This is a genomic window from Bradyrhizobium sp. USDA 4474 (assembly GCF_054057515.1).
Genome location: NZ_JBSRZJ010000002.1, coordinates 2,643,179 through 2,655,000, shown reverse-complemented (window position 1 = coordinate 2,655,000; position 11,822 = coordinate 2,643,179). Strand labels below are relative to the sequence as shown.

The 11,822-nt window shown below is 63.5% G+C and carries 11 protein-coding genes (1 of these 11 cut by a window edge); 5 read left to right on the top strand and 6 right to left on the bottom strand.

The features are described from left to right. The 4 genes from ACVW16_RS14375 to ACVW16_RS14360 form a co-directional block, all read left to right on the top strand. Positions 1–1,108: the 3' portion of a sulfatase-like hydrolase/transferase gene (locus ACVW16_RS14375; protein WP_456802616.1), read on the top strand. 155 nt of this gene lie to the left of the window's left edge; only the last 1,108 of its 1,263 coding nucleotides appear in the window; its start codon lies off the left edge, out of view; its stop codon occupies positions 1,106–1,108. A 122-nt stretch (positions 1,109–1,230) separates the two neighbouring features. Continuing rightward, the gene (locus tag ACVW16_RS14370; RefSeq protein ID WP_456699843.1) at positions 1,231–1,629 is read left to right on the top strand and encodes a hypothetical protein; all 399 of its coding nucleotides are present in this window, start codon (positions 1,231–1,233) and stop codon (positions 1,627–1,629) included. Between the two features lie 308 nt (positions 1,630–1,937). Beyond that, complete coding sequence (locus ACVW16_RS14365) at positions 1,938–3,071, top strand: Crp/Fnr family transcriptional regulator (protein ID WP_456737150.1); 1,134 nt, start codon at positions 1,938–1,940, stop codon at positions 3,069–3,071. Between the two features lie 568 nt (positions 3,072–3,639). Then, positions 3,640–4,140 (top strand): DUF1269 domain-containing protein, encoded by a 501-nt coding sequence (locus tag ACVW16_RS14360; protein ID WP_456699841.1) that lies wholly within the window; start codon positions 3,640–3,642, stop codon positions 4,138–4,140. 713 nt (positions 4,141–4,853) lie between these two features. Here ACVW16_RS14360 and ACVW16_RS14355 read toward each other — a convergent pair. The 5 genes from ACVW16_RS14355 to ACVW16_RS14335 all read right to left on the bottom strand — a co-directional run bounded on the left by ACVW16_RS14355 (position 4,854) and on the right by ACVW16_RS14335 (position 9,591). Then, positions 4,854–6,161 (bottom strand): NAD(P)H-dependent oxidoreductase, encoded by a 1,308-nt coding sequence (locus tag ACVW16_RS14355; protein ID WP_456737151.1) that lies wholly within the window; start codon positions 6,159–6,161, stop codon positions 4,854–4,856. A 101-nt stretch (positions 6,162–6,262) separates the two neighbouring features. Beyond that, positions 6,263–7,063 carry a phytanoyl-CoA dioxygenase family protein gene (locus tag ACVW16_RS14350; RefSeq protein ID WP_456699839.1) on the bottom strand — a complete coding sequence of 267 codons (801 nt, stop codon included), beginning with the start codon at positions 7,061–7,063 and terminating at the stop codon, positions 6,263–6,265. A 53-nt stretch (positions 7,064–7,116) separates the two neighbouring features. Next, positions 7,117–7,794: a GntR family transcriptional regulator gene (locus tag ACVW16_RS14345; RefSeq protein WP_456699838.1), complete on the bottom strand. Its 678-nt coding sequence runs from the start codon at positions 7,792–7,794 to the stop codon at positions 7,117–7,119. Between the two features lie 163 nt (positions 7,795–7,957). Further along, entirely contained in the window at positions 7,958–8,770 is an 813-nt protein-coding gene (locus tag ACVW16_RS14340) for an alpha/beta fold hydrolase (RefSeq protein ID WP_456699837.1), read from the bottom strand. 2 nt (positions 8,771–8,772) lie between these two features. After that, positions 8,773–9,591 carry an alpha/beta fold hydrolase gene (locus tag ACVW16_RS14335; RefSeq protein ID WP_456737152.1) on the bottom strand — a complete coding sequence of 273 codons (819 nt, stop codon included), beginning with the start codon at positions 9,589–9,591 and terminating at the stop codon, positions 8,773–8,775. 137 nt (positions 9,592–9,728) lie between these two features. On the opposite strand from ACVW16_RS14335, the gene ACVW16_RS14330 reads away from it, so the two are divergent. Continuing rightward, positions 9,729–10,271 carry a methylated-DNA--[protein]-cysteine S-methyltransferase gene (locus ACVW16_RS14330; protein ID WP_456737153.1) on the top strand — a complete coding sequence of 181 codons (543 nt, stop codon included), beginning with the start codon at positions 9,729–9,731 and terminating at the stop codon, positions 10,269–10,271. Positions 10,272–10,274: 3 nt separating this feature from the next. Here the strand turns inward: ACVW16_RS14330 and ACVW16_RS14325 are convergent, their stop codons facing one another. Continuing rightward, positions 10,275–11,819 (bottom strand): acyl-CoA synthetase, encoded by a 1,545-nt coding sequence (locus ACVW16_RS14325; protein WP_456737154.1) that lies wholly within the window; start codon positions 11,817–11,819, stop codon positions 10,275–10,277. Positions 11,820–11,822: the final 3 nt, after the last annotated feature.

Here is an 11,822-nt window from a genome sequence, read left to right as displayed (position 1 = left end):
TATCGCCGACGAACCACTGCCCCTGATGGAAGCCACGCCGGCGCGGCTCGCCTGTTCTCCTGACATCATCGTCATCCAGCACGAATCCGTTTTCGATCCCCGTATTTTTGGGTTGCCGGTCGAACCGGTCGTCGCAGCCTTCCTGTCTCCGTCGAATGGCGAACATGGGCGCCTGAACGTCGACATCTTTGGTGGAGGTTCGTGGCAGTCCGAATTCAGCCTCCTCACCGGTCTCTCCAGCGCCAGCTTCGGTTCGAGCGCCTACTACCTCTTCAAGAAGGGCGCCGGCCGTTTCCACAGCAGCCTGCCGTGCTCGTTGGCGTCGCTCGGCTACAAGACGACACTCGTCTCCAGCTGTCGCCGCAGCTTCCTGGGTTACGATAAATTCTACAGTTCGATCGGCGTCGACGAGCGCATCTTCGTCGATGAGCTTCCTCCGCCATTCGATCCCGGCCGTTTCGAGGCGACAAATTCCGACGCGATGTTTCTGCATGCGGTCGTCGATGCGTATGCCAAAAGGGTCGCCCACGATCCGGCACCGAGATTTCTTTATGCACTGACCAACTTCAATCACGGTCCGCATAGCAGGCAATTGGTGCCATCGGGTCAATTCGAGACGGAGCGCGCTTTTGCCAGGGACAGCTGCCCCGATGCCGGTTACGTCGAGTATTACACGCGACTGGCAGAGACCGCGTCGGCCTGGCAAATGCAAAGAGCCAGGCTGGCAAGCAGCTTTCCTGACCGGCCTGTTCTCATCGTGCACTATGGCGACCATCAACCCGTGTTGACGAAGCAGCTCGACCGACAGCTGAAACATCAGCGAGATGGGCGGCATGCGTTTGGTACATTCTATGCCATAGAAGCCCTCAATATCCCCGATTTCAGTCCCGGACAGGCCGCCGACCTCGACATCGCCTTTCTCGGAACTGTCGCCTTGCAGCGGGCGGGCGTTGCGCTTGATCCGATCTTTGCAACGCGCGCGAGCCTGCTTGATGATTGCAGAGAAGCCTACTTCGCGTCGTCCTCCGAACGGAAACGTCGCTTCCATCGCACGCTCGTGGATCTCGGCCTGATCGATCTGATGCCCAACGCCAGGCCAGCGCGCTAGCCGGGCGCGCGCTACGGCGACACCGGGCGATGGCAAGTTTGGCATCGCGCAACGCCGGCGGTGTCCGCATTTCCGCCTCAGTTTAAGGTTGCGGTACCTCCGTTCAAGAGGGAGCGCGAATTATGGATACGAGCCGGTTCGTCACCGTGGGCTTGATCGGAGCCGCTGTCCTTGCATTTTCACAGGCAAAGGCGGCCTCGACAGATTGCTCAATAAGCAAGCTGGAGGGGCGCTATGTGTTCAATGGGCAGGGCACGAACCTCCACTACGGCATCTTCAATTTCGACGGCAGCGGAAAGTTCTCGGGCACACAGACGTCTCTTCGCCAAGCACGCGGCCCGGCGCGCGAAACGCTCGTCGGCACCTATTCCATCAATGCCGACTGTACGGGAACGATGATCATGGACGGTCAGCCAGGCGGCACGGCTCACTGGGACATCTTCGTGACCTCTGACGGGAAGAAGGGGCGCATGATCCGCACAGACGCGGGCGTAAGAGGCATTCGTACGTTTGAACAATGATGATGGGCCGCTTGGCGGCCTTTCTGACTTTCAAGATGTCAATTCTCGCCGAGCAGGCGGAGCAAATGCGACAGCATTGCTCCGCTTGGCCGCCGCAACAATTGACCAGCGTCAGACGGACAGGAAAGCACGCGATCTGACGTGGGCGCCTGTGAGCTCGTCGACGCCGCCCATGCGTTTAGATGCACCTTTATGTCGGCTTGCCGGGCTTGGCCTCGACGAGGCTAGGTCTTTTCACCGCGAGTGTACACATTGGTACGGACGCCGGAGAGGGTTCGGAGAGAGAATAGCCGCGGCGCGCGTATTGTGTGTTTAGCGCGCTCGGCGGCCCCGGTGTCAGCCTCTCCAGCCCGGCGGCGCTTGGGGCCGTTCGTACCCGGCAGAGCTTAAAACAGCACCTGGAATCTGGATGCTGGCGTCTCCAGCTCAAGCTCCCACTCGGAGCGTCGGCTGACGGGCCAATTTTCACGACGCCGAATGAGAACCGCTGCGTCACGCCGTTCAACACGGGCGGCGACCTCTGGTTCGCGCTGAAGGAGAGCCGTCCGTCCAGCTCGACCGAAGGTCTGTCGATGACAGCAATTCCGCGGCTAGCGGAAGTTTCCGGACCGGCCAGAAAAATGGCTGCTGGTAGGAACGTGCCCCCGGAACGCGTGTTTCTTTCTGCGGTCGAAGGAACATCCGCGATGGCGTTCCAGGTTGGCGTCGGGAACAGGCTTTTGGCGGCGTTTGCGCCCAGTGATCTCAATTTGCTTGCTCCCCATATCCAGAAGACGTCATTCGACTTTGATGCTGTGTTGGTGCGAACAGGAGATGAGTTCAAGCAGGTCTATTTTCCCCTCAGCGGGGTGATAGCGTTTCTCGTTGAAATGGCCGACGGACGCATTGTCGCGTCAACTCTCATGGGCTCGGAAGGAGCAGTCGGTGCACTGTCACTTCTAAGTCCCTCCCGATCGCCAGTCACGGCAACTGCCTATGTCCCCGGCGCAGCACTTCAGGTCCCTGTTGCGCAGTTGCAGCTTGCGTTTGAGCAGAGCGCCACGGTCAGGCAAGTTCTCCGTCTCCATCTCCGCACACAATTGTTGCAGCTCAACAACGTGGCGGCTTGCAACGCGGTGCATCCGGTGGAATGCCGGATGGCTCGATGGCTGCTTGAGATCCACGACCGCGTCGGGCACAGTGGAATACAGCTAACGCAGGAGGCCTTGGCGCAGCTTCTCGGCGTACGCCGAACAACGGTGACGCTAACGATGCGAAAACTTCGAGCAGCAGGCGGTATACTATCTGACCGACGCGGGATGCTGGAGATCGACCGCAGGCGACTCGAGAAGATCGCGTGCGAATGCTACGCGGTGATGCGACGCAGAATCAAACGCATGCACGATGAAGAGCTGCCAGTGGGATCGCCGGCTGAAGTGACGACGATAGTGGGTCCGTCATAGTCAAATGCGCCGACGCTTCGCCATTGGAAAGCTACCGCTGAGGGCTCCATTCGTGATCCCCGAGCATCGGCTCTGGAGGCGCGTTCGTGACATTTGCCGGTGTAGTTCGTGATGGTCGAGGCAACCGCTGCGCGTCTGCCTCGGCCAGTCAGCCCTGAGGGCGAGAGCACGGTGCAGCGCGACAGCCCAGGCGCGGGCGTTGGTTACGGCGTCAATCGGGAGCACCGTCTGGATCTCCTGCTCATGAGCGTTGCCGCCGTGAACCAAAGCGCTTCAACAACACAGGGGACGTGGTCATGGCGCCGGCGAGCTTGGGAATCGCCGAAGCGATTCCGGACGTCGCGTAGAGCGTCCCCTGGACCCGTCGGGCGAACCTCTCACCAGCCCCACCAGCGCATATGACAGCTATGGTTACTCAATTGCGTTGGGATTGCATTACATCTCGTAATTGTGAATAGGTGGGCCGTGTTTGAGGCGCAATGGATTTTCCAGTTCGGTGTTAGGTTTCGGGCGCACGCATCAAGCGTGCGTTAAGGGGCGGGAAATCACATCGTTGCGGGAGAGCTCCATGTCGGATCTAGTCGCGATCGTGTATCCATCCGAAGCCAAAGCAGAAGAAGTTCGGCAAAAAATCCTCGAGCTCCAGAAAGAGTATCTGATCGCGATCCAAGACGCCGTGATCGCGGTCAAGACCGGCGAAACGGTCAAGCTCAATCAACTCGTGAACACGACCATGGCGGGTGCCGCAGGAGGAAGCTTCTGGGGGCTGCTGTTCGGGATCGTGTTCCTGAATCCGCTCATCGGCGTGGCCCTCGGTGCCGGCGCCGGCGCACTGGGCGGCGCGCTGACCGATTTCGGTATCAACGATCAGTTCATGAAGGACCTCAGCGCGAAGGTGAAATCGGGAGATGCTGTTCTGTTCCTGCTGATCAAGAGCATGACTGCAGACAAGGTCCTCAACGAAATCAAGGCCGCGGGAGGGACTGTCCTGAAAACCTCTCTGGACGAAAAGAAAGAACAACACCTGCGCGATACTCTCGCCTCCGCTACCCAGGCCAAGGCTGCCTAATCGTGTGAGGCAAAGCCCAAGGGTTGGAGCCGAACACGAGAGCGGTCTTCGGTTCGGCCGACCTCCTTGCCGCTGCTAGGTCCGTTTCTCCGGAACGCCGCGTCACCGCGCGAGCAGTAAAGGTTCCTGCGCGGTTTCGCGTGCGGCCTGCCGAGCATTCGGGTCTGCTGTTTGGCGAGCTCTCTTCCTGGGCGGTCAAGAACCAAGGAGAAGATCATGCGGAAATGGATTTTTTGGATGCTCGCTCTTGCGGCTGCGTTGGCAGCGGTGACGACGACGGGCAGTCGCTCGCATGCGGGAATTATCGGGGGACCGCTGGGCCTGCATGAGGCCGCTGATGATCTTCGGCTTGCGGAGACGGTCCAATTCCGCTGGAGAGGCCACCGCTACTGTTGGTACACCCGCGGCTGGCGCGGCGCCGGCTGGTATCGGTGTGGCTTTGACTGGCGCCGCGGCCAGGGTTGGGGTGGTCCTGCCGGCTGGCATGGATGGCGGCACCCAGGCCGCCCGGTGGCTCGTCCGCCGAAGCCGGGCCGGCCGGGAATCCAGCGTCCAAGACCGCTCCCCGACACGGTGCCGGGTCGGCCGGGAGTCCGGCCGTTGCCCGACAGGATCTGACGTGATGGATACGCTCTCGCCGCCCAAGCACGCGCACTGGCGTTACATGTCGACGCCCGACTATCGGCCGGTCTGCGCCTCCCGAATGGCGTGCGCTACGTCGCGAACGCCGCCTCCATCGCCTTCCGTGTCTTGATCGTCTCGTTGTTCGCGTCGAACTCCACGTCGCTCCAGCGCACGATCTCGCCATGGGCGATGTCGTGCTTCAGCCTGAGGCGGTGCGCAAGGCCGATCGGCAGGGCGCCGGCCTTCAGGCTCGCCGCCGCCGGCACCAGCTTGCCCCACACCGTGTAGCCGCCTTCGCCGTCCAGCATCTCGCCGGCGCGCAAACTGCGCTTGGCGACGGAGGCGACGTCGCCGCGGAAACCGAAGGGTTGCCCGGTCGGTTCGCCCCGGAGCGCCGCCGACAGCACCGAGATGTTCAGCTCGAGTCCGATCAAATGATACGGCTTGTACATCGCCGCGAACCGTCCGCTTGCATCGGTCTTCAGGCCGTATTGCCTGAAGCAATCCGCGGCGTAGTCGTTCGGTGCTTCCAGCACGACATAGACACCCCAGCGCAGATCGCGAAAGACCGGTCGTCCGTCGCGCTCCAGCGACGAAACGACCTCGACGACGCCCGACCGCTCCAGCACGCCGCCCTTGTCGCTGGGCCGCATGATGTGCGGGAGATCATCGACGCCGCAGGGCGGAAACAGAAGGCCCGCCGACGGCACGTCGAGCCCGCAGGCGTTCGCAATGGCCGCCATCTCGATGGCCGATTTGGTGCCGTCGAGGAAGGAGTTGAACATCTGCGGATTCATGCCGGCCGACTGCGCTTCGCCGGCGGTCAGGCCGTAATGCTGCCAGACGCCGTCCGGCGTCACGTCGTGATAGGCAGGCAGATATTTTGTGCCCTTGCCGGCCGCGACGACGCCAAAGCCGGTGGCGCGCGCCCAGTCGACCATTTCGGCGGTCAACGCCGGCTGGTCGCCATAGGCGAGCGAATAGACCACGCCTGCTTTCCGCGCCTCCTCGGCGAGCAGGGGGCCGGCGAGCACGTCGGCCTCGACATTCACCATCACGATATGCTTGCCCGCCGCGATCGCGGCGCGCGCGTGCCTGATGCCTGCGGCCGGATTGCCGGTCGCCTCCACCACCACGTCCACTGCGCCGCCGGCGATGGCGCGCGCGCCGTCGTCGGTGAACATGGTGGCGGCGATCCGCTCGGTGCTCCAGCCGACGGTGCGGCAGGCCTCGCGCGCGCGGTCGCGGTCGATGTCGACGATGATGGGCACCTCCAGTCCCGGCGTGTGCGGTACCTGCGCCAAAAACATCGAGCCGAATTTGCCTGCGCCGATCAGCGCGACACGCACAGGCTTGCCGGCGGACGCGCGGGCCTGGAGAAGGCGGAAGAGGTTCATGGGAATGTGTCCGGTGAATTTCGTGGGACGCGCGTCTCTGTCGAATCGTCATGGCCGGGCTCGTCCGGGCCATGACGCCTGAGATGGTCGCGCGACTAAATCTACTCCGCCGCCTGCCGCGGCGCCCGCGCCAGCCGTAACAGCGCATCATCATCCACCGTCTTGATCGGCGCGAAATCGCGATGTGCAATGTACTCAGGCCGCGTCGGGGCGCGGATGTAGTTCGAGACCGCGTTCAAGGTCAGGTACACGATCTTGCGTGGGTAGGGCGTGATGTTGCCGCTCGAGCCGTGGACGAGATTGCCGTGGAACATCAGCATGCCGCCCGGCTTGCCGGTCGGCGCGACGATGCCGCCTTGCTCGACGAGGCGCGTCACGGTGTCTTCATCGAGCGTCCACAGCGGATACGATGTGGTCGAGAGGTCGTGCGAGGCCTGGAGATCGCCGGCGTTCTGGCTGCGCGGCACCAGCATGAGAGGACCGTTGATCGGCATCACCTCGTCGAGGAAGATCGCGATGTTCATCGCGCGCGGTTCCGGCATGCCGTCGTCGCGCTTCCAGGTGCCGTAATCCTGGTGCCACTGCCAGACGTCGCCGGTGAAGGCCGATTTCGCGTTGATCTTGAACTGGTGCATGTAGACGGGCTCGCCGAAGACCTGCTCGACCGGATCGATCATGCGCGGATGCGCGCCGAGCACGCCGAAGGCCTCGTTGTAGAGATGCGCGGCAAAGGCCGTGCGCGGCGCGCCGCTCTTCTCCCGCCAGACCTCCGGCCGGTTGGCGTCGTAAATGCCGACCGCCTCGCGCGCGAGGACATCGACCTCTTCTTGGGAAAACAGTTCGGGCAGGAACAGCCAGCCCTCGCGGTGGAAGAACTCCAATTGTGCCTCGGACAATTTCATGGGCCGTCCTCCTTGCTTTGTATTTTTCTCGTCGTGGCACGGCGCGTGCGTTGCTACGCCGCCACCTCGTCCGTCGCCCTCAATCTCTCCTCGGTCATCCGTCCCGCCGTCTGCGCATGCGCCAGCGCCGCGTGTTCCGCGGCGTTCGCGTCGCCTGCGAGAATGTGCTTGGCGATATCGGCATGCTCCGCCCAGGCGCTGCCGCGATAGTCGAGCTCGGACAGCACGGCCGCCATCGAGCGGCGCATATGCGGCCATTGCGGCGAGATCGTCTCCTCGATCACGGGATTGCCGGCGAGCTGATAGATGGCGCGGTGAAATTCGACGTCGAGCGCGATCAGCTCGGCGAGACCGGTCTCGCGATCGATGCGGCGTCCGGCGGAGAGCGCTGCGTCCAGCCGCGCGCGTCCCGCTGCCTCGGTTGCGGCGCGCCTCGCTGCGAGCCGCGCGGCCAGCGCGTCGATCGCGCCCCGCACTTCATAGAGCTGGCGAATGCGCGCGGGATCGAGCTGGGTCACTTCAAAGCCGCGCCGGCCGCTCTCGGCGACGAGGCCCTGCCGGTGCAGCAGATGCAGCGCATGCGACACCGGCTGGCGCGAGACGCCGAGCTTGTCGGCGAGCTCGTTCTGCCGGATGCGCTGCCCAGGCTGAAGCGTGCGGTCGGAGATCGCCTCCAGGATCCGGGCGTAGACCTGGTCGATCAGGTTGGGGAGCGGGTCGAGAGGAATCACGCCGGCGGCTCCAAAACGGAATACGGAATTCCGTATTCGAAATTACAGCGCTAAGGCGAGGCCGTCAATATGCCGGGGTTCTCGTAGCCTAAGTCATTGATTTTATCCGAGGCGGTCTACGGTGCATGGGGTTGTTTTCGAGATTGTGAGGCAGGACCAGCCGCTACGCCGTCAAAAACGCGCTCACGACCTCACTGAACTCCTGCGGCGCCCGCTCGAACATCCAGTGGCCGGCATTGGGGATGACCGCCGTCCTGGCTTCCGCAATGTGCTCCGCCAGCACGCGCCATAGCACCGACAGGCTGCCCGTGGTGGCGCCGCCGCCGATCAGCAGTGTCGGCGTCCTGATCGCCTGCGCATCCGTGAGCGTGTAGGGCCTGCGCTGCTCGTTGATCTGGCCGAGCAAGGTGAGCGTGTTGTCGCGCAGTTGTTGCTTGGCGGCCGCGGGCACGCGCCGCCACGAGCCGTCGCCCTCGATGCCGTCGTAGAAGTTCTGCAGCGCGCCCTCGACGTCGCCGGCGCGGATCATCTCGACCGAGCGCATCGTCTTCTCAGCCAGCGGCGGATGCGCGGGCGTGCCTTCCGGCAGGGGCAGGCTGGCGTCGAGATCGCCGCCGGGCTCGACCAGCACCAGCCTGCGCAACAGATCAGGCCGGGCCTGGGCGACACGAAACGCGATGTGGCCGCCGCGCGAATGCCCCATCAGATCGACCGGCCCGGGCGTCACCTGCTCGATGAAGGCGATCACATCAGCGACATGCTGCGCCATCTTGTAGTCGTCGCCGACGGCGTCCCAATGCGCGGGGAAGAAATGCCGTAGGCTGACCGCGATCACGCGGTGGTTCGTCGACAGCGGGCCGAGCACCGGGTACCAGGTGCGGAAATCCCCTAAGGTGCCGTGCACGCAGACCAGCGGATGGCCCTCGCCGACTTCGAGATAGGCCATGTCGTAACCGTTGACGCGAAAGCTCTGCATGATCAGCTCGCCAGAAAGTCCAGGACCACTTCGCAATATTTTTGCGGCGCCTGCTCGAACATCGGATGCGTCGCGTTCGGGATGATCGCCGTCTTCGAATAGGGCACATGTGCGGCGAGTGCATGCAGCACCTTCGGCAGCAGGCCCTTGGTCCGCGCGCCCAGGACGAACAGCGTCGGCATCTTGATCGATTCCGCGTCCGCCCTGGAGAACGGCGGGCGGTTGTCGCGGACCTGGCCGATCAGCGTGCAGGCGTTGTCGCGCAGATTCTGCTTCACCATCGCCGGCAGCCGCGGCCAGGTGCCGGCGCCCTCCAGCGTGTCGATGAAGAAGGCCAGGCCGCCGTCGACATCACCCGCCGCGATCATCTCGGCCGAGGCCGTGAACCGCGCCAGCAGCGGCGAGGGGCCGCCGGCATGATCAGGATCGAGGGTCGCGTCGAGCTCGCCGCCGGGTTCGGCTAGCACCAGCCGCCGCAGCAGATCGGGACGCTGCTGCGCCACACGGAAGCAGATGTGCCCGCCGCGGGAATGTCCCATCAAATCGACCGGGCCGAGCTTGAGCTTGTCGATGAAGGCAACGACGTCACTGACATGCTGGGCGATCGAATAGGTCTCGCCGACACCGTTCCACTTTGCCGGGAAGAAGTGCCGCAGACTGGGGACGATCATCCGATGCCGCTGCGTCAGCGGGCCCAGCACGCAACCCCAGACACGGAAGTCGGAGAGCGAGCCGTGCACGCAGACCAGCGCCGGCCGGCCTCTGTCTTCGCCCACGTCGAGATAGGGCATGTCATAACCAAAGACGTGGAGGCTTTGCATTCTGGGCTCGTGAAACGGGCGGAACTCCTGTGCACGATTCCCGGAAACCGGGTGGATCGCAACTATTTCCAAGCCTAGATTTAGGCCGAGAACACAATGGGGGCATGCGAGAGCGACGCAAGCTCAGGAACCCAGCCATGACCGACCAGTATTTCGCCCTGTTCGACACCAGGATCGGCCTCTGCGCCATCGCCTGGGGCCCGCGCGGCATCAACGGCACGCAGCTGCCGATGGGCGGCGAGCAGAAGATCCGCACCCGCATCAGCCAGCGCCACGCTGAGGCCACCGAGGCCGAGCCGACCGCCGAGGTGCAGCACGCGATCGACCGTATCGTGAAGTTGCTCGCGGGCGAGCCCGACGACCTCACCGACATCGAGCTCGATCTCGATGGCGTGCCCGAGTTCAACCGCGGCGTCTACGAGATCGCGCGCGCCGTTCCGCCCGGCAAGACCATCACCTATGGCGACATCGCCAAGCAGCTCGGCGGCATCCAGCTGTCGCGCGATGTCGGCCAGGCGCTCGGCCGCAACCCGTGCCCGATCGTCGTGCCTTGCCATCGCGTGCTGGCGGCCGGCAACAAGCCCGGCGGCTTCTCCGCGAATGGCGGTGTAGTAACCAAGCTGAAGATGCTGGAGATTGAAGGCGCGCTGGTGAATCACACGCCGAGCTTGTTTGATTGAGCCCTAAATCTTCGCCGCCGTCTTCGGCCAATATCGATCGCGCAGATGCCGCTTCACCAGCTTGCCGGTCGGCGTGCGCGGCAGCTCGGCTTCGAAATCGATCGAGCGCGGGCATTTGATCGCCGAGAGGCGGCTCTTGCAATAGGCGATCAAGTCTGCCTCGAGCGCCTTGCCGGCGCTCCTCATGTCGTGCGGCTGCACCACCGCCTTCACCTCTTCGCCCATCTCCTCGTTCGGCACGCCGAACACGGCGACGTCGGCGATCTCGGGGTGGGTGATCAGCACGTCCTCGGTTTCTTGCGGGTAGATGTTCACGCCGCCCGAGATGATCATGTAGGACTTGCGGTCGGTGAGGAACAGGAAGCCATCCTCGTCGAGATAACCGACGTCGCCGAGGGTCGACCAGCCCTTGGCGTTGTAGGCCTTCTTCGTCTTTTCAGGGTCGTTGTGATAGGTGAAAACGGGCGCCTCGGCGAAATAGACCGTGCCGATCTCGCCGACCGGCTGCTCCGCGTCGTTCTCGTCCAGAATCTTGATCTTGCCGACCACGGCGCGCCCGACGCTGCCACGATGCTCCAGCCATTGTTGCGAGTTGCAGACGGTGACGCCGTTGCCCTCCGAGCCCGCGTAATACTCGATCAGGATCGGTCCCCACCACTCGATCATCTTCGCCTTCACATCGGCCGGGCAGGGCGCCGCGGCGTGGATTGCGCCCTTGAGCGTCGAGACATCGTATTTGGCGCGGACCTCGTCCGGCAGCTTCAGCATGCGCACGAACATGGTCGGCACGAGCTGCGATTGCGTGACCTTGTATTTCTCCACGAGCCTCAAGAACTCCTCGGCGTCAAAATGCTCCATGATGATGGAGGTGCCGCCCAGCACGATCGCCATCATGTTGAAGCGCAGCGGAGCGGCATGATAGAGCGGCGCCGGCGACAGGTACGTGCTCTCGGCATTCATGCCGCACATGTCGGCGCAGAGCACGCGCAGGAATGCGTTCGGCACGTCGATCTTGTTGCCCTCGAACGCTTTCTTGATGCCCTTCGGCCGGCCGGTCGTGCCCGACGAATACAGCATATCATAGCCGGCGACCTCGTCCTCGATCGGTGTGGTCGGCTGCGCGGCGGCTTCCCTGTCGTAGGAGCGGAAGCCGGGCAAGGGCTCGTCGACCATGTAGAAGATCGGCTCGCCCGGCGCGCCTTTGACCAGGTCCTTGATCTGGTCGCCGCATTTCGGCGTGGTGATGACGACCTTGGCGCCGCAGTCCTTGACGATGTAGTCGATCTCGTCCTGCTTTAGATAGCGGCTGATCGCGGTGTAATAGAGCCCGCTGCGTTGTGCCGCCCAGCAGATCTCCATGAAGGCAAGGCGGTTTTCCATCAGCAGCGCGATGTGGTCGCCGGCCTTGAGCCCGAGCGAGCGGAACAGCTGGGCTCCCTGGTTCGAGAGCTCGTCGAGCTCGCGATAGGTGATCGCCTTGCCGGTCCCGGCCATTTGATAGGCGATCTTGTTTGGTGTGGAGCGGGCGTAGATGGAGGGGTGGGTCATGGC

Bases quoted from the DNA above. Each gene is read 5' to 3' on its own strand.
- ACVW16_RS14370 (WP_456699843.1), top strand. From the start codon at position 1,231: ATGGATACGAGCCGGTTCGTCACCGTGGGCTTGATCGGAGCCGCTGTC.
- ACVW16_RS14360 (WP_456699841.1), top strand. From the start codon at position 3,640: ATGTCGGATCTAGTCGCGATCGTGTATCCATCCGAAGCCAAAGCAGAA.
- ACVW16_RS14355 (WP_456737151.1), bottom strand. From the start codon at position 6,161: ATGAACCTCTTCCGCCTTCTCCAGGCCCGCGCGTCCGCCGGCAAGCCT.
- ACVW16_RS14350 (WP_456699839.1), bottom strand. From the start codon at position 7,063: ATGAAATTGTCCGAGGCACAATTGGAGTTCTTCCACCGCGAGGGCTGG.
- ACVW16_RS14340 (WP_456699837.1), bottom strand. From the start codon at position 8,770: ATGCAGAGCTTTCGCGTCAACGGTTACGACATGGCCTATCTCGAAGTC.
- ACVW16_RS14335 (WP_456737152.1), bottom strand. From the start codon at position 9,591: ATGCAAAGCCTCCACGTCTTTGGTTATGACATGCCCTATCTCGACGTG.
- ACVW16_RS14330 (WP_456737153.1), top strand. From the start codon at position 9,729: ATGACCGACCAGTATTTCGCCCTGTTCGACACCAGGATCGGCCTCTGC.
- ACVW16_RS14325 (WP_456737154.1), bottom strand. From the start codon at position 11,819: ATGACCCACCCCTCCATCTACGCCCGCTCCACACCAAACAAGATCGCC.